The organism is Lacrimispora xylanolytica, assembly GCF_026723765.1.
GTDB classification, from domain to species: domain Bacteria; phylum Bacillota; class Clostridia; order Lachnospirales; family Lachnospiraceae; genus Lacrimispora; species Lacrimispora xylanolytica.
Window position 1 is genome coordinate 3,403,119 of the sequence record NZ_CP113524.1, and the last position, 19,366, is coordinate 3,422,484.

A 19,366-nucleotide genomic window follows, 5' to 3' on the forward strand; every position below is an offset into this window, starting at 1 on the left:
GGAGAATTTGTTGAATGAAAAGGTTTTTATGGGGTGAAATCTAAACCTGCATTCATGCAGGAGTGGATAAAAAATGTCCGGGAGGACAGAGGAAGGGAGTTACTTTATGAAGTATTTACAGAAACTGGGGAAATCGTTAATGCTTCCGGTGGCGTGTCTGCCTGCAGCAGGCATCTTAATGGGGATTGGATATTGGATTGATCCCACGGGCTGGGGAGCCAATAGTGCCATTGCCGCTTTTCTGATTAAGGCGGGGGGAGCCATTATTGATAACATGGCCGTCTTATTTGCTATTGGTGTTGGAGTGGGAATGTCAGATGATCACGAGGGTACTTCGGCTTTGGCAGCCATCGTTTCCTGGCTGATGATTCAGACGATTTTATCTCCAGGAGTTGTTGCCATGTTAAAGGGCATTGATGTTAAAGAGGTAAATGCTGCCTTTGGACATATCAGCAACCAGTTTATTGGCATTGTATCAGGAATCATCGGTTCCACCTGTTACAACAAGTTCAAAAATACGAAGCTTCCTGATGCTCTGGCATTCTTTAGCGGAAAGCGTTCGGTTTCTATTGTAACAGCACTGGTCTCACTGGTCGCTTGTCTGGTACTGTTTTTTGTATGGCCCGTTGTATATACAGGACTTGTTACATTTGGTAAAGGTATTTTAGGTATGGGAGCTGTAGGAGCCGGTATCTATGGTTTCTTAAACCGTATTCTGATTCCGGTAGGACTTCACCATGCTCTGAATTCTGTATTCTGGTTTGATGTTGCTGGCGTAAATGATCTTGGAAACTTCTGGGCAGGAACCGGCACCCTGGGCCAGACCGGTCAGTATATGACAGGCTTCTTCCCGGTTATGATGTTTGGTCTTCCGGCGGCAGCTCTTGCTATGTACCATACGGCTAAGCCTGGAAAGAAGAAAAATGTCTATGGTTTATTATTGGCAGCCGCCGTATGTTCCTTCTTTACGGGAGTAACAGAGCCATTGGAATTCGCATTTATGTTTCTTGCACCAGGTTTATATTTGATTCATGCCATCCTTACCGGTATTTCTTTGGCAATCTGTTCCTTGCTTCCGGTGCGTACAGGATTTAACTTTAGCGCTGGTTTTGTTGACTGGATCTTAAGTTTTAAAGCTCCGATGGCTATGAATCCGCTTTACATCATTCCGCTGGGTCTTGCTTATTCAGCAATTTATTATTCTATATTCCGTTTTGCGATTAAAAAGTTTAACTTCAAGACTCCAGGACGAGAGGATGACGATGCAGATGAAGCAAAAATCACTCTATCCAATAATGATTATACCCAGATTGCAGCCATCATTCTGGAAGGTCTTGGGGGGAAGGACAATGTTACCAGCATTGATAACTGCATTACAAGATTAAGGCTTGAAATTAGAGATCAGGCACTGGTAAATGAAATGATGATAAAATCTTCGGGCGTAACCGGAGTGATCCGGCCTGGTAAGAACAGCCTGCAGGTAATCGTGGGAACCCAGGTACAGTTTGTAGCTGACGAATTTAAGAAGTTGTGTCAATGAGTATCTGATACATAAAAACCTTATATAAGGAGCTGTTGCGAAATGACGGTGTTTCAGTTATACGCAATGGCTCCAGCTAATTTCTCTGTTTCACTGCTAATCCATGGGCTCTATTCACAAAAAAACTGCACGTCTCCAGCGATTGTCTATCGTTAGATCGTGCAGCCATACCAATGTAATTAGATTATTTAATATTAAGCTTATGTTTCAATTCTGGATAAATCTTATTATACAGCTTGTTTTTTGTTATGTAAAACAACAGTGACACAATAAGAATGAGTGCAAGCAAAACTCCTGCTCCAATCCACAGGAAGGTATTCTCTAAAATAAAAGCAAAGATATTAACCTCTTCATTTAACTTACTGTAAACAATAACACCTACGATAAGGAGCAAAACAGGAAACGCCATAACTCCAGACAATATATTTAAGGTGCGCATTCTTTTATAGACGTTTTTATAATTATCCTCACCTAAATATTCTTCTAAAAGAATACACTGTTCGTCAAAGGCATCCCGTTTCTTTACAGGCAATTCATTTAAGCTGATATGCTTATGCAGTATGTCTAATTGCTCGCTAAAGTGTAATACATTTCCTACTTCTCTACCAATGTTCATAAATAAATTCCTTTCTTACTATTTATAGCATAGTCCAAAATAAACCTCTTATATTATACCATAATTTTCTACTTTTCGCTCTATGTCAATTGGAAAAATCGTTCCTACGAAGATATTTTTCTTAAGTTAATACCTTAGGATATGGATTATCTGCCAATCTGATGCTTGAATTTTTTATAACTATCCATATTAAGCCTTGAGAAATTACATTTTTGATATTACAGTAGAACTAACTGAATATTACAATATTCATATTTCACGTCCTAATACAGGCTGGTCTTATTGCTTTATCTTTTCTGTAACCTGTGATTAACCGCAACAACTATAACAGGATTTGCATTGAGTTCTCATGTAGGATAGCTTTAAAGGAGGAATCAAAAATGAATATATTAGCTCATTTCAATGAAGCTATGGATTATATTGAAAAAAACTTGATGTGTGATATTGAGCCAAGCCAGATTTCACACATAGCTGGTTGTTCGGAATACCATTTTCGCAGAATGTTTTCTTTTCTGGCAGGAATGCCCTTAGGAGAATACATTCGCCGCAGACGGTTGTCAACCGCAGGTATTCTGCTACAGACCAAACCAATCAAAATCATTGATTTAGCTTTACAGCTTGGATATGAATCACCGGAAGCTTTTAGCAAGGCTTTCTTAGCAATGCATGGTGTTACTCCATCTCAGGCAAAAAAAGAAAATACCAGCCTGAAAGTGTTTCCCGCAATGACATTTCAATTAACAATAAGAGGTGGAATAGAGATGAATTACCGTATCATAGAGAAGAATGAATTTTATATCGTCGGATTTAAGAAAAGGATTACGATGAAGTTTAAAGGCATCAATCCACAGATGGACTCAATCGTAGAGAAATTAACTCCACAAGTAATCGCAGAGCTAAAAGGCTTAAGCGATGTAGAGCCAAAAGGTATTCTTAGTGTATCAGCCAATTTTGAGGAGCGGACCACAGAAGACTCCCAGCTTGATCAATATATTGGCGTAGCAGCTTCGAAAGCAGGATCAAGCGGATACGACATCCTTCCTATTGCTGCTTCAACCTGGGCGGTGTTTAACGTGGTTGGTATATTTCCTGATGCCATACAGGAAACCTGGTCTAAAATATATGCCGAGTGGTTCCCGGCATCCGGTTATGAAATGACCGGAGGACCTGAATTATTATGGAATGAGAGTCCTGATACCAGCAGAACCGATTATAAAAGCGAGATCTGGATTCCTGTCCGCAGGATTGAATTCTAATATTTATTAGTTCGACTCCATACATCTATAGGAAATCTCCTAACCCCTTGATGCACAACGATTCATGCTAGGGAGGTGACTCCTATAGATGTATTTATTGGGAACCGATATTGATATGAATTTACACAGGTATCTCTATGGTAACGATTGCCCCTTGTTTCGTCTTATTATTTTCCAGAATAAGCCGGCCACCATGCTGTATGGCCACAGAGTCCGCCACATAAAGTCCAATTCCATAATGAGATTTTGAATTGCGGCTTTGATCATCCATATAGAATTGAGTCGTAGCATATTTTAGTGCTTCTGGAGAGAAGCCAGTTCCTGTATCCCGGATCGAAAATCTTAGGTAACCGTTCTCCTCCTCAGTCATAAAGGTAATATTCCCACCAGAAGGAGTGTATTCTGTTGCGTTTGCCAAAACATTACTTAATGCTCTCATTAACAGGTTTGGGTCTATTGTAATGTTTGGGATTGTATGGTTGGTTTCCCATACTAACTGAATATCCTTCCCCATACATAATCCTTTTGCTTGTTTTTGGACCTCCTGTAAAAAAGCATTTATGTCAACCTTTTGCAGCTTTGGAGATACCAAATTACCAGACTTATTTATTTCCATTAACATCTGCACATACTCTTGTATTTGCAGAGAGCTCTCTTCAATGTAACTGATACAATCCAACTGTTCGTCCGTAGGATTTGTTTCGTATAATAATTCTGCATTTCCCCTAATCAATGTCAGGGGTGTTTTTAAGTCATGTGCCAGCGCGGATATCTGCTCTTTTCTTGACTGCTCCATATTCCATTGACTTTCCAGAGAAAGCTTTAAGGCATGACGCATATTATCCATGGATGACAAGACCTTGTTTATTTCTTTGATATTGCCTTTTTCCGGAATATAATCCAGGTCTTCATGCTGTATGTGATCTGCGGCTGAGATTAGGGTATTTAGCTTTTTCCTGAGTACATGCCCAAAACGGAGTGCTGTTGTTATTACAAGGGAAAAAATACATGCAATTAGAGTCACTCCAAAGAGAGCTTCCGGGGGGGGAAGGTATCTTCTCAAGGTTTCTGATTGATATTGGGGAATGATTTTATATCTTAGCACGCAATATTCCTGATCCCGTGGAATGACTTTGTAATAATTCCCCTTTATATCTGACGTGCTCCCCTGTACTGCCTCCCAAGCTCTATCCGTTTCTCCAGCCTCAATATTTCCATATTTAACACGCCCATCTAAGGTAAAAATGATATACTGGTTTAATTCAGGAATCATATCTTCGCTTACTTTATCTGCCGTACGTATCTTATCAAAGGAAGCATTTGCCTGTTTTTCTGCATAGTTAGCATAATAGATGAGACCAAAACTATCTAAACTGCTAAAAATCAAGAATAGCACAATGCAGATTGCGATCACACCAAAAAATAAATACAGAAAATATTTTAAATAAAACAGGCTTAACGGAATTTCTCTTTCTTTCCTTACTCTTCCCATTTATATCCAATCCCCCATACCGTTTTCACCGGTGCATAATTCAGGCTCTCTAATTTTAACCGAATATTTTTAATATGAGTTGAAATCGTACTGTCATTGCTTTCCCCATCATATCCAAATACCTTTTCATAAATCTGCTCTCTGGAAAATACCTGGCCTGGGCTGCGAGCCAGAAATTCACATATCTGATATTCCCCCTTTGTTAAAGGAACCGTTACCTCGCCAACGATAAGCTGTTTCCCTGATAGATTAAAGTAAGAATTGGAAAATGTAAGTCTTGAAGTATGTTCTCTTCGGTCCCGCCTTAAATGAGCCGATACCCTTGCACGCAGCTCTAATTTCCCAAAAGGCTTTAAGATATAATCATCTGCACCTGCTTCCAGACCACTTACTAAACTACTTTCTTCTGCTTTTGCAGTTAGAAATAAGATGGGACAGTCCACATAGGAACGTATTTCCTTGCAGAGGGTATAACCATCCACCCCCGGCATCATCACGTCCAATAAAATCAAATCAAACCCGCAAAGATTGAGCTGCTTAACGTCAGCTGGTTCTGAAATAGTTGTTACCATATGTCCGTCTCTCGTTAAGATTTTTTGTATCATAACAAGAATTGCTTCCTCGTCATCAACTGCCAGGATATTTCCCATACTTATCACTTCCTTTCTGCAGAAATTATAACCGTTCTCTATTTCCAAGTAAAGTTAATCACTGGTATTTCCTCCCTCCCATCTGCATGACCAGACACAGTATAAAAGGAAAGCTGCAATTGTAGTAAAAATGCAAAGGCTGATTGCAAGTGAAACATCAGGCCCATCGAATATTGAGCCTTTCTCTTTTGCCAGTGCATAGGTGACGAATCTAGAAGCCCATGAGCAAGGAGTATATTGCCATCTCCCTTCTCCCATCCCAGTAAGAAACAGAGCAGAAATCAGGCTTTCTGTAATCCCTACTCCAATGGATAAGCCTTTGTTAAAGCGTAAGGACAAAAACAAATGCCAAATATATAAATGGAAGCTACTTGCCAGTAGTATCAATGATGCCTTTCCGTAGAACAAAATACTGACTGGAGATCGCTGCAAAAGAAAGGTGTAACCTGCACCAAAAAGCAAACATGCAAAGAAGACAGCCAATACTCCTGCTAAAAACAGAAACATTAATTTACTTAAAAATGCTGGCAATCTTTTTGGAGAACAAAGGAGAATCTGATAATGTCCCGCCGACATCTCCTGCTCAGAAACCATGACACTAAATAATGCAATGAGAAAAGGAAAACCAATTCCCAAAACCTGAACGTAAGCTTCCACCATGCCATAAGCATTTCTTGGGACAGATGCACTATATGCAAGAAATACTCCCGAAATCAATATCGGAATTACAATATGCCAAAGCCAAAAATACATGTGCCTGACCTTTAGGAACTCAGACTTTAGACATCTATAAAATGCAATCATTATGCTTCCCTCTTTTTCTTAAACCAAAACGTTGTACAGAGTGTTATTCCAAGAAACCATATCAAAGACAGACATATTCCGGGAATTATTACATTTGTATTATAAAGTTGGTTATCAACTGGCATCGGAATTCCATTTGGAAAAATTCCTAATACTGGACACATGAGGCGAATGGGAATACAAGGTGGATATACCCACCAATAGCTGCTGCTTGGCAGTGTGACGGTGCCAAAAATAGACAGCACCATGCTGGTAAATATGCTGGCAAACATTCCAAACCTCGCACTTAAAAACAGGAACAAGGGAATTTCCCACATGTAGGAAAGGGTTAACAATAACGCAGCGACACTCCCAGGCCAAAGTGAAATATTGGTACCAGATATAGCTCCTCCTACATAGGTTCCAATGAACATCATAAAATTTGAGAACAGAAGGACAAGTATACAATATCCAACTTTCCCCAGCCAGCTTTTCTCCAGAGCGAAAGGCAGCAACAAGATATGATGATATTTCATTTTTTTATCTTTTTTAATGCAAAGATAACTTACAATGGATAGCATTCCAGGAAGAAATAATGTATACCACCAATTCCATGCCCCTGCCTGAAACGCCCGATCAAAGCCACCTGTAAAGAATAGTGCAAGAAACATAACCATGAATGGGGCGATGATTGGAAGAAATAATCCAAATGTGTGTTTCAGCTTAAGATGCTCCGCCTTTATCATATTAACCATTTGTTCCCTCCTCCTTTCGATTCTCTCTTACTACCTCCATAAAAAGCTTCTCTAAGTCTTCTTTCGGATCTATTTTACCGGTATACCCCAAGACACCACCTACAATAATCCCAATATGATCAACAATTTGCTGTACCTCTGATAGATTATGGCTTGATAGAATCACCGTAATTCCCTTTGCAGGAAACGATTGGATTAACGTTCGCATTTCTTCTATTCCGATAGGATCCAGACCATTGGTAGGTTCGTCAAGAATAAGGAGCTTTGGCTGGCTGATTAAGGCATTTGCAATTCCAAGCCGCTGCTTCATGCCAAGGGAAAACTGACCTGCTCTTTTCTTTCCTGTATGGGTCAGGCCAACAATCTGAAGCACCTCCTCTATTCTTTTATCACTGCAGCCAAGCAAGGTAGTTTTGACCTTTAAATTTTCATATGCAGTGAGATTTTCATAAAGCGGCGGCATTTCAATCAAAGCACCTATGTCGTTTAAATGTTCTCTGGTCCATTCCCTTCCATTAAATTCAATGGTGCCTGAGGTCGGCCTCATAATGCCGGTTATCATTTTTAAAGTTGTAGATTTCCCAGCACCATTGGGTCCCAGCAGACCATAAATAGAGTTTTTTTGTATGCTCAGGGATACTTGGTTGACTGCTATTTGATCATTAAATTTTTTACAAAGATTTTTAGTTTTCAAAATCGTATCCATTTGATATCAGTCCTTTCTATTGATTGATATAGATAGGATAACCAATAATTTTGAAGAATTTATAAAGTTATTCCTTATTGGAATAATTCGTTAAAAACTTGATAATTGCTTCACCACTCTTTATACTAAGATTATAATCCATCATCTTATGAGTCTCGGTTGTAAGAAATTATTTTTATAAAGAGCAAGTTGTCATACTGCATAAGAAGGAGGATTTAAATGAAAAAGCTATCTACCCTGTTTTTAAGTATGGTTATTACCCTAAGTTTTGCAGCATCCACGTGGGCTGCCGATAACACCGCGAGCTCTGGAACCCGCATTGGATATACGGATTTTAATCTGTCAGACTTGGTTGGTACAGAAACACTTTCAGCTGCCAGAGCTGCTACTGCAAGCAAAGATGCTACCGTTGGTACAGTGGAAGCAAGGCTTTTTAACAATGCAACAGGAACTATTGTAGGCACAAGCCCTACCTTTAAGTTCAATGGTATTCCCACTGGTGCGAAAATCACCAACGTCCAGGCATGGAATCCCTCGAAAAGCAATATTTCTCAAGGAAAATTTACAGCCATTGAAAAAGTACAGGTATTCTGCGGCGGACAAGGGTCTGGATTCTTTAATTACTGGGTGACTTCAGCGCCCAGCACTTCAAATCCATGTAATACACCAGTATTAAATGGTTTAAATGCTGACAGTACTTATCAGATTCAGATTCAGGGCCGTGTATTAAGCAACTATACCGGTATGGATGGTTTTACCATCAGGGGGACAATCGTCCGCGTCACATACAGCTATTAATTCAGTTACCATAACATGAAATAATGAAGCGAAGCAGATGACAACTTGCTGAATGCAACAAAAAGCAGGGGCTTGTTTTGAGACAAGCCCCTGCTTTTTGTTGTTATATTTTATGCGAGATAATCCACTCTGTTTTTAAGTTCTGTGGAAGGTTCCATCTCCTGTCCTTGACTTAAGGAGTCACCGTTTATATATTGTCTGTAATACCGTTCTTCCGCTTTATTCAGTTTGGAAAGAAAGGATTTTTGCATGCTTTGTTCCTGGGGGGTATTTACATGATACCAATTACCAGAGGCATATCCCATAACCGTCTGCCCTGCTTTGCTGCCCTTTATCTCAAAAGTATCCGGCTGTAGATCATTTCCCGTAAACACCACTGTGGTACCGGATTTAGAAGCTTTGGAGCTACGGCCATTCTCACCATATTCCCCTATCCCGTCCTTCTTATTTAAGTAATCAATGAGATTCAGGGGTTTATCAGTCTCCTTATTTCCAGTATTGGAACGGGACTGCTTCATTACCTCAGAAGCCTCCTTTGCCATGGTCTTCCGGTCTGGTGACACGAGAGAGATATATTGCGCTCTTAACTTATCTCCTGCTGCGCTCAAACTCTCATATTGGCTTTTGTTATCATGATAACGTGCCTTTGCCAGTTCCTTTGCCAGAGCATCAATCTTACCATCAAATTCCGCTTCTGATGGTCGTTCCATTCCTTTATGGGGTATCTTCTCCCAATCTGGACTACTGACTTTTGATGATTGTGAGAAGGATTGGTATGAAATTCCAGACATTTTGCTGATATTAAAATTCGACATATATTATCACTCCCTTTCCTGGGTTATCCTGCGAAATGATAAATAATTCCTCTACTATTTCATATCGGCAATATATCACTGGAATTAATAAAAACAGGGTTATTTAAGCATCTTATACACTTTCTTAACGTTTTTGACCAGCAATACATAGTCCAAAGAACGCTCTGGTCACCACTGCATTACGAAGCTTTGATTGACGGAGCAGCTCAGTGATTCCGGAAGTGATCATACCACCCACGCCATTCCAGCCCTTTCTCTCATCTTTCCGGCATGTAAATCAAACATCTCTGCAGCAACTTCATTCTGATTCTGTATTTAAGATAGTAAGCATTGTTTCAATATCTTCCGTGGTCATCTGAAGCTTTGACTTTTCAATCAAAAGATTTCCCCCTGTCATGATATAGGAGGGAATGACCCGTATGCTCCCATAATAGAATTCACTGCTTCTTAGTTTATAAGTGGCGGTAGAAGGTATCACGTGTTTCTTCGTAGCTTTTTTTGCAATCATATTGAAGGCTTTTTTTGCAACATCTCCCATAAGCATAATTACCTTAAGATTAGGAAACAAAGCAAGCTCCCTCTCTAAATATGGAAGATGGTCTTCTATCACATTCTTTTCTATGGTGTATTGGGATTTTGGAGTTTTAACAGCATTGGTAATGTAAATCCCCATCTGCAGGATGTCATCAATGGTAGTGATCTTTGCCCCTGCTTTTTGAAATAGGGGAATCGTTGTTTTCAGATAATCGGCATCTGCTTGTCCATAAAAATCCTGCCTGGAATCAGATGGTACAACTTCATTAATCATAACTGCCTGAATCTTCTGTGGGTCGAGGTCAATATTGTTAAAATAAAAGCCCTCTCCCCCACCGGTCACCTGCTCCAATTCTTTCTTTACATTCATAGGTTGCTCCTTCCCAATGTCCCAATTCATTTGCCTGCCTCATTCGGCAGTAACCATCTCCGTGTTCTAATGTTATTACAAGCAATCTGGGAGCAAAAGTCAAGATTTATTTATTCGATTTCAGTTATTCTAAGTTTGATAAAAACTTATACGTTTCGCCGTTATTATAGGTATGACTCTCATCATTTGCGATATTATCTAAATATGTGATTAATTCATTATAGCTGCTAATTCCCATAATTTTTCACCCTAGCTGTCTTTATGATTGATTACCATTCTATTATAACTTACTTCTGAGATCTTGTATCCAGTTAGTATATCGTTTCTTCATATCCCTTACTTTTCTAACAAAATAGCCATGGTTTTCTTATCCTTCTGATACAATCCGCCTGCAACATCTCCAAAGATTTCAATCACCTTAAATCCTGTCTCTTTCACTTCCTGAATCAAGGATTCTTTTGTAAAACAGGTGTTCCACAGATAGTGGGGTGTTATGCTATCATCTGTCATCAGAATATATTGTTCTAATGTCACATGCTCCTCATACTTATACGTTCCTTGAAACATCATGTATTCACTCCCACTCCAAAATCCACCCTCTGGACAGATCTCCCACGATTTTTCCTCTTTGAATTGATGGAAGAATTCCATAGAAAACACATCAAATAAAAAACTTCCCCCTTCAATCAAATGCTGGTACACATAAGTTCTTAAAGTCTTTCTGTCTTCGGTTGACAATGCGCCATAATCGCAATAAATCATGGTGGAAACATCAAACGTCTTATTCAAATCCATGTTTAAATAATTCTGGCAATGATATGTTATGTCCAGCTCCTGCTGTTTGGCCGCTTTCTTTGCATACTCAATGGACCTCTCTGAAACATCAATCCCAGTAACCTGATAGCCCATCTTAGCAAACCGTTCCGTATATAATCCAGGGCCGCAGCCAAGGTCCAAAAGCTTATGATACTTGTCAGGAGGCAGCCGTTTCCCTATCCATTGAGCTGATTTCTCAATAAAGTCTGCTTTTCTGCTGGCACCTTCAAAATTGGGATCCAGATGTGCATGTAACATTTGTTTGGAAATATGTTCCTCATTCCAAAATGCTGCTTCTGACTTCTTATATAGGGCTGGTTGTTCAAACATCTGTTTCATTCTTTGATACATAATTTCCTCCTATTATCTCTATCAATGATTTACGATTCTGTAAATGATTACTTCTCTTCCATCAATTTTAATTCGTACATTCTCTACTTCTGTGATATAATAATCCAAAATACAATATCAGGATGTGAAAAATGATAATGAAACCTTTATTATTTATACTGATTACCACGTTTTACATTGCATACTTTGCAAAGCAGATTCTTCTAAAAAAAAGAGGAATCGTTACAAACCGTCTGGCAAAGGGACAGAAGCCAAGGAAAACAGCTATGATAGAAACCGGCCTGCTCCTTATTACTTACGGTATGGCAATATTCCAATATGCCAGCTTATTTCTTGAGAGATATTTACTTCCACTGAAACTGCCCGCATCGCTTCGCTGGCTGGGCATTGTCCTGGCTTTCATTGGAGTCCTTTTCTTTATTCTTGCCATTACTACCATGAGGGACAGCTGGCGGGCCGGAATCGACGAAAGCCAGAAAACAGCCATGGTTACAAGAGGAATTTACAGCATCAGCCGGAATCCGGCGTTTGTGGGATTCGACCTGCTCTATATTGGCTCTGCTCTGGCTATGCCAGGAGTACTCATCTTTGTCTTAGCCCTTGCAGGCGTCCTGTTTATGCATTTGCAGATTTTAGAGGAAGAGGTTTACTTACCGCGGATTTTCGGTGATGAATATGCAGAGTATCAAAAAAGAACCCCTCGCTATTTTCTCTTTTTTTAATTTTATTTGACTACGTTATATGTATGGGTATTGCAACATGAAAAATGTCAACAAGATAAGATTTCTCTTGTGTAAAACATTCATGTTACAATACCCCTTTTTATTTTGTTATTTCTCTATTTTTATCACCTGGTCAATCCAGTCGCAGTAAAATGCCTGTTCATGAGAAACAAGTAAAACCGTGCCGGAAAAATCAATTAAGGCTGACTTCAGTGAATCCTTTGCCTGAGCATCCAGATGATTGGTAGGCTCATCGAGGATTAAAAAGTTGCACGGTTCAAACTGGAGTAAGCATAGTTTAACCTTTGTCTGTTCTCCTCCGCTTAAGGTTCCTATGGGCTGCATGGCATGTTTACTGGATATTCCGTTTCGGGCAAGATGCTCTCTTACTTCCTTTATGGTCAGGGCTGGATTTTTATCCGAAACTACTTCCATCGGCGTTTTCCTACCATTTTCCCATCTTAAATCCTGTTCAAAATAACACACCTTCACCTGATCTGAAAATCGGTAACAGCCATCAAGAGGTGAAAGCTGGCCCATCAAGGTCTTTAATAGTGTGGATTTACCGATCCCATTAAAGCCCGTAATGACTGCTTTCTGGCCTCCTTTTAAGCTAAAATGAATGCCTTCCAGAACAGGAGTATCATATCCCACTGCCAGATTTTTCACAGTCAGATGCTCTCCATTGGTAACAGGAAGCTCTGGAAAGCAAAAATATGGCTTTCTCTCTTTTTGATGCAATGCCTCCATCCTATCCATGCGGTCAAGCTGCTTTTGACGCCCCCTTGCCATCTTTGATTTTCTTCCGGCAATGTTTTTACGGATAAATTCTTCTGTCTTTTTAATCTCTTTTTGCTGGGCGGAATACTGCCTGATATAATCCTCTCTTAGAAGTGATTTTTTCTTCAAGAACTCGGAGTACGTGCCGTAATATTTGGTTATTTTCAGATTATCAATATCGCAGATTCGGTTGGCGATTCTTTCCAGAAACCCATAATCATGGGATACCACCAGAAAGGCGTTTTCCAGGGAAGACAAATAATCCGATAACCAGCCGATATGCTCTTTGTCAAGGAAGTTGGTAGGCTCATCTAAAAGGAGAACATCCGGCTTTTCTAAAAGCAGCTTTGCAAGAATCACTTTTGCCCTTTGACCTCCGCTTAATTGATGAATGGAACGTTCCAGTCCCACTGCAGTCAGCCCCAGTCCATTGGCTACCTGCTGGATATTGGTATCAATAGAGTAAAACCCCTTTCTCTCAAGCTCTTCCTGATACCGGGCTGCCACACTTAAGGCATCCAGGCTTCCCTTAGCTCCTTTTTCATAGAGCCGGAGTGTTTCTTCCTCCATTTCGTAAAGTTCCTTAAAGGCAGACTTTAAAAAGTCAATGATAGTTACCTCTTTTAAAATTTCTGCATACTGATCCAGATACCCTACGGATATATCCGGTTGCCAATAAGCCCGGCCTGCATCCGGTACCACCTGGTCCGTACAGATTTTAATGAGTGTACTTTTTCCTGTTCCATTCTGACCTACTATGCCGATATGCTCTCCCTTATTTAAAGTCAGTTCTGCTTCTTTGTAAAGCAGGTTATCTCCAAACGAATGTGTTAATCCTTCCAATTCTAATAAACTCATGCTAATTCATTTCCTTTCTTCTCTTATGGCTTGCGCATAAACGAAAAAAGGCAGAAGACAAAGATACACAATGGTATCTGCCTTCTGCCTTTTGGCCTGAATGGGCCAATGGTGATATCAATGCAAAAGGCTGGGGACAAAACATTGTCCTCAGCCTTTTCATACGCAAAATGACACACGGAAAACAAGCTATAGCGAAAATGATACTTTCATTCCTGCTATGGCTATGTTTCCCGATGAAATCTTATGGCGTTGATTTATACGCTATACTCTGCACAATGTTTCACCGGTATGGATTGTACAGAGTTGAATATTCTTGTAGGTTTATCTGTTAAATAAAAGTTCATGCTGATCTCCTTTTAAGGGCACTGCCCTTCTTAAGCATCATACTACATCATGTTTTTGCTGTCAAACCCAAACTTTTTTATATGCCAAGTTCTTTCATTTTCTCCATTACTTCAAGAAGATTCTTGTCCTGGGCCATCTCGTCCTTATTCTGGAACCTTAACTCACTTACGATCTGTCCGTCGCTCATAAATAAGACTCTTCCTGCCCTGGCTGCTACTTTGGGATCGTGGGTCACCAGTAAAAGGGCCGTTCCCTCCCTGTTGATTTCTGCAAAGATATCCATGATCTCATGAGCAGTTTTGGAATTTAAGGCGCCGGTCGGCTCATCTGCCATTATGATTCTTGGTTGGCTCATAAGAGCCCGGCAAATTCCTGCCCGCTGGAGCTGGCCTCCGGATACTTTGGTGATTTCCCGCTGGGAAAGCTCCCCAATTCCCATTCCATCCATAAGTTCTCTGGCTCTCTTTTTAAGCCTTTGGGAATCCTTTTTATGGTCCCTTAAGGACGGGAGTAAAATGTTATCAAGGATATTTAGATTTTTTAACAAAGTGGGCTGTTGAAAGACAAAGCCGATTTTACTGCGCCTTAAATCCGCCAGCGCATCTTCCGAGAGGCCATCTAACGCTCTGCCATCAAAGGCAATGGTTCCGCCATCAGCAGGGTCCATTCCGCTTAATACATAAAGCAGAGTGGATTTTCCCGAGCCAGAAGGACCCATGACTACTGCAAATTCCCCTTCTCCTATCTCCAGAGACACGCCAGAAAGTACTGTCTGAGGTTCCCCGCCCTGGTCATATACTTTTACAATTCCTTCCGCTGTGATCAGTTTTTTCATCTCTTACTCCTTTATATGCTGGGATATTTGAATGCTCCTGATCCCTGACGTTCCAAGAAGAGTCGCCAGCAATACGGTACTTCCCATGAGTAACGGCATGATCAGATAAGCGGATACAGGATCTATGACAAATCGAAAGGCTGCGGCTCCAAAAGATGCAATTAAGGCACCTGCCATGGCCTCTCCCAGCGTATTGGAAAGAACCGTACCAAGCAGGACTCCCAGCAGAAGAATCACCAGGAAACGAGTGATATACTGTATAGAAATATCCTTAAAGGTATATCCCAATGATTTCATGACCGCTATGGAATATTTCTCTTTTGCAAGAAGCAGCTTCATCATCAGCATGGTAACCAGAAGAATCATGAAAAGTGCCGATACCATTCCAATGGAAGCGGCTCTCCCTACGGCACGAATGGTAGGTCCAAAGGTCTGCAAAATATAACCGTCGATGCCCGAAATCTTAGCAAAGGGAAAGCTCTCCCCGTACTCTACTGTTTTCTTATGAGCGGATACCAAAGGCGCCGCTTTTACGGCAATGGTTGTCCACATCGGCTTTTTCCAAGCCCCATCAAAAGATGCCTTAGCTGTTTTTCCGCCGTTGGTAATATCCGAATAAATACCGCAAACCACCAACTGCCTTTCCATGCCATCTTCCACCAGCACCATGGTATCTCCCACCTGTTTGTTCCATTCACTTCCATTGAGGACAGAAAGAGCAATCTCCCCTTCTGCTTCCGGTGGTTTCCCCTTTACGTATTGCACGGGAAATGTGGTGTGGCTGCCTAGTTCAATTTTTAACGGCTCCACACTGCCTGATGCAGATCTGGCATAGAATCGTTTGGTGGTCAATACTGCGTACTCAGCCACCTCCGGATCCCCTTTTAACCTCTGAATTATTTCCTTTCCCATTTCTTCTTCACCTGGTGTAGTTTGGATTCTTATGAGAAAATCACTTCGTCCAATCCCCATATAGGTGCTAAATTCAGGGGAGGAAATGGTATGGTGCAAATTCATTGGTACCAGTATGATAAATGCAGAAGGTATTATTACAAAGAGCATGGTGGCATAAAGCTTTTTCCGACAAAGAACCTCTTTGATTCCAAGAAACACGTTTGTACTGAAAAACATTTGATTGCTTAAGGATAGTCTGCTTGATTTTCCCTTTGTCTCTCCTGCTCCTACAAAGCGGATGGCCTGCGCGGCAGATTGCTTGCCCATGCGTCTTAATACACGGTTAACAAAAAACAGTATGAAGCAATAAATCACCAACATTCCAGCGGCACCCAGACCTATGGCAAGGAGCTTACTTCCTCCCTCTCCTATGGTCTGACGGATATTTTTAAGAGCTGCCCCTGAAAGGCATAAGGATACCATGCCTCCAAGGAGACAGCCGGCACCACCTATGACTGCGTATTTGCCTAGATACAGCTTTTTCAAATCAGATGTACGCATTCCGATGGCTTTCATGACCCCAATTTCCCTGGCCTCTTCCTCCATTTTTTCAAGAAGGGTAAAGCGAATGCATAAAAAGGCAATGAGGACCACCAAAGCGCTGATAAGAAGAATAACTGCAATCATCAGGCCATCGGATACACCATTCATCATTTTAAATAAAGGATAGGTCACCGTTGGTCCATCGGCTTCCAGACCGGCATTTATATAGGCAGATTCAAAGGCACCCAGGTCCTTTAGATCCTTTAGTCTGAATTCAATGAGATACTCGGGGCTGCCTAAGTCCCTTATCTCATTATAATCATGCTCACTAATAAGGAAACGCTTGGAGGAAGCCAGTAAGGAGTTCATCTGGGAGTCCTTAAGAAAGCCAGCCACAATAAACTGCTTTCCTAAAATAACAGCCTTATCTCCAAGGTGTGCGGTGCCATCTCTTCCATAAGCAATGGGAACAAAAAGTTCTCCATCTCTAGGGTGAAGGATTTCTCCGTCAAGGGAAAGAAGAAAATCAAAGGATTTACTTTGAGTGGAGAGACCATTATCCTGGACGCTTTCAGATAAGTTATTGGCACCTATTACAATTTCTGATCCCTCTGCATTTAGAAATTCCAGGACCTGAAAATCGGTAACGCTTTCCTCATTGTCTGCAAACTGCTCCAGACGGGCAAGGTCCGGCTTTTCGGAATTCATCTGAAGAAAATGAGGCGTTTTTGCCTGAACCATAAGCCCGTCAATGGCCCCGGTCAAATGAACCATCAGCAGTGCTGCCAGGGAAACCAGGGCAGCTGCTGCGGCAATAAAAACAAAGGTAATGAATGATACTGCAGGACTCTTTACAATGTCGTTGCGGATGATCCGTCGAAACATAGGTCACCTCCACCTTCCAGCTTCTGGACCGCTTTGATGCGGTATAAAGCGATCGAAACGATACACAGCAATCCGCCGGCTATGACGATTAAAAATCCGGCGCCTCTGCCTTCTCCTGTTCCAAGAATCTCTCCAACGCTTCCAGACAGCCCTCCGCCCTCTATGAGAAGGGGAGTAAACACATAGTCTGCCAATACTCCTGAGGTTGCATAGGCTGCGATATATCCCAGCTGGGAAATCAGTCCCACAAGCCCCCAGACACGTCCTTGCAGCTCGTTATCAATGTTGGTACGAAGGAGATAATCTATACTCATATTGGCAAGAGGGAGCATGGCAAAGAATAATATTCCTGATATGGTTATAAAGGTTAAGTTCTCCTTCATACCAAAGAGTGCCATGAACACCCCAGAGCCAAACAATGAAATACATAATACTTTAACATAACCTTTTTTAATGGGTATGATTCCTAAAAGGATGCTGGTAATGAGCATTCCCGATGCCATTAAGGTCTGTACCAGACCAAGAGTGGTGCTGTCTGAAAAACTTAAGATCATGGGAGATGCAAGCGTCTGGATATAGCCTAAGCACAAGGTGATAAACGTACCCATCCATACCAGTGTCATGACTCCTTTATTCTTAGAAAGGGCTCGGATTCCTTCCTTAAAATCCGAAAGAAATGCATTGTCTTTCTCCCTTTCCTTTGTTGCCAATCCCTTTCGAACCACCAGTGTGGTTGCCAGAGTAACAAAAAATGTACTCACATCAATAATAAGCAAGAGACTGATATCAAAGTGTCTCAGCAAAAAGCCGGCAATCACGGGTGAAATCAAATATTTCGCCGATCCGGCTGCCTGGACAAGACCGCTGGCTTTTGTATACTGGTCCCCTGAAAGCATATCGGTGACCGTGGCACGGTAAGCCGGCTCCAGTAAGGAGAAAAATACGGAGCTAATCGTAACTCCCACATATATCTGCCACATCTGTACATCCTTGTATAAGAAACAAAACAGGATGAACAAAGGACCAAAGGCAGAAAGTCCGTCGCCTAATATCATAATTAGTCTGCGGTCATACCGGTCTGCCAATACCCCTGCCGGAGCACTGAGAAGCAGAGTGGGAAGAAAGGATAAAAGTGTCACCATGGCAACGTGGGAAGCCATGCCAGTCTTTTGATACACGTAAACTCCAAGGCCAAAGGCTGTAAGACCTCCTCCAATGGAAGAAATTAAGTCTCCCAGCCAGAGGAGAAGAAATTTCTGAAATGCATTGTCTTTATGATTCATCTTCATCATCCTTTTCAAATATTTGCTTAGCAAATGTGAGGGTTCCTGTTTCCACGCCAAGGAGACGCTCTGTGTGAAAAATAAAAGCTTTGGCACGGCTCAGCCTTTCCTCATCGGTCAGCTCTATCATATCTCCGTCGAATACGGTATTTGCATAGACTACCAGCATCTCCATGGCTTCATAGGGATATGGCGTGGTGCATAATCCCTGCTCCACTCCTTCTCTGATAATTCCAGCCAGGATAGGGGTCACTCCATTTAAGACAGCTTTCTGGGCCTTAAAATGCATCAGTGCATTCTGTGGCTTATGAATCTGCTCAATGATTTCCCTTCCGCTTCCGTGGTTCATATTAAGTGCCAGAACCGTACTTACGATCCGTTCATAAACAGGAATGCTTTTATTTTTAGCAATCTCCTCTGCTCTGGTTAAAATGCCTCCACTGTACCGTTCTATCAGGGCATCCATAATGTCTTCCTTGGATTTAAAATGATAGTATAAGGTTCCCCGTGCAATGCCAACGGCTTCTAAAATATCATTGGTACTGGTACCATCAAAGCCTTTCTGGGTAAATAAGTGATCTGCTGCATCTAATATTTCATTTTTACGTTCTTCCGGATTTTTTATTATTTTCATTTTAGCATCTCCTTTTATAGACCGACTGTCTGTCTATAGCTATCATATGACAAAATTCTACTTCTGTCAATGGAAAAATCAGAGATTCCAATGGGACCTTGT

The 19,366-nt window shown here is 41.2% G+C and carries 18 protein-coding genes; 4 read left to right on the forward strand and 14 right to left on the reverse strand.

The window, feature by feature from the left end; translation table 11 throughout:
• Window positions 1–106 precede the first annotated feature (106 nt).
• A complete protein-coding gene (gene nagE, locus OW255_RS15895) occupies window positions 107–1,540 on the forward strand; it encodes an N-acetylglucosamine-specific PTS transporter subunit IIBC (RefSeq protein WP_268114634.1) in 1,434 nt (477 codons plus the stop codon).
• Between the two features lie 184 nt (window positions 1,541–1,724).
• On the opposite strand, the gene OW255_RS15900 is transcribed toward nagE, so the two are convergent.
• A complete protein-coding gene (locus OW255_RS15900; protein WP_024838633.1) occupies window positions 1,725–2,156 on the reverse strand; it encodes a DUF6097 family protein in 432 nt (143 codons plus the stop codon).
• 380 nt (window positions 2,157–2,536) lie between these two features.
• Here OW255_RS15900 and OW255_RS15905 point away from each other — a divergent pair, with 380 nt between their 5' ends.
• Window positions 2,537–3,412, forward strand: a complete 876-nt coding sequence (locus OW255_RS15905) for an AraC family transcriptional regulator (RefSeq protein WP_024838634.1) — start codon at window positions 2,537–2,539, stop codon at window positions 3,410–3,412.
• A 121-nt stretch (window positions 3,413–3,533) separates the two neighbouring features.
• Here the strand turns inward: OW255_RS15905 and OW255_RS15910 are convergent, their stop codons facing one another.
• From OW255_RS15910 to OW255_RS15930, 5 genes are read right to left on the reverse strand one after another with little or no spacing between them, the layout of a single operon-like run.
• A complete protein-coding gene (locus OW255_RS15910; RefSeq protein WP_024838635.1) occupies window positions 3,534–4,904 on the reverse strand; it encodes a sensor histidine kinase in 1,371 nt (456 codons plus the stop codon).
• Entirely contained in the window at window positions 4,892–5,554 is a 663-nt protein-coding gene (locus tag OW255_RS15915; RefSeq protein ID WP_024838636.1) for a response regulator transcription factor, read from the reverse strand. Before OW255_RS15915 ends, OW255_RS15910 begins: the two co-directional genes overlap by 13 nt.
• Window positions 5,555–5,608: 54 nt before the next feature.
• Entirely contained in the window at window positions 5,609–6,358 is a 750-nt protein-coding gene (locus OW255_RS15920; protein ID WP_024838637.1) for a lantibiotic immunity ABC transporter MutG family permease subunit, read from the reverse strand.
• Window positions 6,358–7,092, reverse strand: coding sequence for a lantibiotic immunity ABC transporter MutE/EpiE family permease subunit (locus OW255_RS15925; protein ID WP_024838638.1), 735 nt, complete (start codon window positions 7,090–7,092; stop codon window positions 6,358–6,360). The genes OW255_RS15920 and OW255_RS15925 overlap by 1 nt, the downstream gene beginning before the upstream one ends.
• Window positions 7,085–7,798 (reverse strand): lantibiotic protection ABC transporter ATP-binding protein, encoded by a 714-nt coding sequence (locus OW255_RS15930; RefSeq protein WP_024838639.1) that lies wholly within the window; start codon window positions 7,796–7,798, stop codon window positions 7,085–7,087. The genes OW255_RS15925 and OW255_RS15930 overlap by 8 nt, the downstream gene beginning before the upstream one ends.
• Window positions 7,799–8,017: 219 nt before the next feature.
• On the opposite strand from OW255_RS15930, the gene OW255_RS15935 reads away from it, so the two are divergent.
• Complete coding sequence (locus OW255_RS15935) at window positions 8,018–8,596, forward strand: hypothetical protein (protein ID WP_268114636.1); 579 nt, start codon at window positions 8,018–8,020, stop codon at window positions 8,594–8,596.
• 110 nt (window positions 8,597–8,706) lie between these two features.
• On the opposite strand, the gene OW255_RS15940 is transcribed toward OW255_RS15935, so the two are convergent.
• The 3 genes from OW255_RS15940 to OW255_RS15950 form a co-directional block, all read right to left on the reverse strand.
• Window positions 8,707–9,411: a hypothetical protein gene (locus OW255_RS15940; RefSeq protein WP_268114637.1), complete on the reverse strand. Its 705-nt coding sequence runs from the start codon at window positions 9,409–9,411 to the stop codon at window positions 8,707–8,709.
• 298 nt (window positions 9,412–9,709) lie between these two features.
• The gene (locus tag OW255_RS15945) at window positions 9,710–10,315 is read right to left on the reverse strand and encodes a uracil-DNA glycosylase family protein (protein ID WP_024838642.1); all 606 of its coding nucleotides are present in this window, start codon (window positions 10,313–10,315) and stop codon (window positions 9,710–9,712) included.
• A gap of 336 nt (window positions 10,316–10,651) precedes the next feature.
• Window positions 10,652–11,482 carry a class I SAM-dependent methyltransferase gene (locus tag OW255_RS15950; protein WP_024838643.1) on the reverse strand — a complete coding sequence of 277 codons (831 nt, stop codon included), beginning with the start codon at window positions 11,480–11,482 and terminating at the stop codon, window positions 10,652–10,654.
• A gap of 131 nt (window positions 11,483–11,613) precedes the next feature.
• Here OW255_RS15950 and OW255_RS15955 point away from each other — a divergent pair, with 131 nt between their 5' ends.
• The gene (locus tag OW255_RS15955; RefSeq protein ID WP_024838644.1) at window positions 11,614–12,204 is read left to right on the forward strand and encodes a methyltransferase family protein; all 591 of its coding nucleotides are present in this window, start codon (window positions 11,614–11,616) and stop codon (window positions 12,202–12,204) included.
• Window positions 12,205–12,312: 108 nt separating this feature from the next.
• Here the strand turns inward: OW255_RS15955 and OW255_RS15960 are convergent, their stop codons facing one another.
• The 5 genes from OW255_RS15960 to OW255_RS15980 form a co-directional block, all read right to left on the reverse strand.
• Complete coding sequence (locus tag OW255_RS15960; RefSeq protein ID WP_024838645.1) at window positions 12,313–13,842, reverse strand: ABC-F family ATP-binding cassette domain-containing protein; 1,530 nt, start codon at window positions 13,840–13,842, stop codon at window positions 12,313–12,315.
• Between the two features lie 424 nt (window positions 13,843–14,266).
• The gene (locus OW255_RS15965; protein ID WP_268114638.1) at window positions 14,267–15,025 is read right to left on the reverse strand and encodes an ABC transporter ATP-binding protein; all 759 of its coding nucleotides are present in this window, start codon (window positions 15,023–15,025) and stop codon (window positions 14,267–14,269) included.
• 3 nt (window positions 15,026–15,028) lie between these two features.
• Complete coding sequence (locus OW255_RS15970; protein WP_268114639.1) at window positions 15,029–17,347, reverse strand: ABC transporter permease; 2,319 nt, start codon at window positions 17,345–17,347, stop codon at window positions 15,029–15,031.
• Window positions 17,314–18,630: an MFS transporter gene (locus OW255_RS15975; RefSeq protein ID WP_268114641.1), complete on the reverse strand. Its 1,317-nt coding sequence runs from the start codon at window positions 18,628–18,630 to the stop codon at window positions 17,314–17,316. The genes OW255_RS15970 and OW255_RS15975 overlap by 34 nt, the downstream gene beginning before the upstream one ends.
• Window positions 18,620–19,264, reverse strand: a complete 645-nt coding sequence (locus OW255_RS15980) for a TetR/AcrR family transcriptional regulator (RefSeq protein WP_268114642.1) — start codon at window positions 19,262–19,264, stop codon at window positions 18,620–18,622. The genes OW255_RS15975 and OW255_RS15980 overlap by 11 nt, the downstream gene beginning before the upstream one ends.
• Window positions 19,265–19,366: the final 102 nt, after the last annotated feature.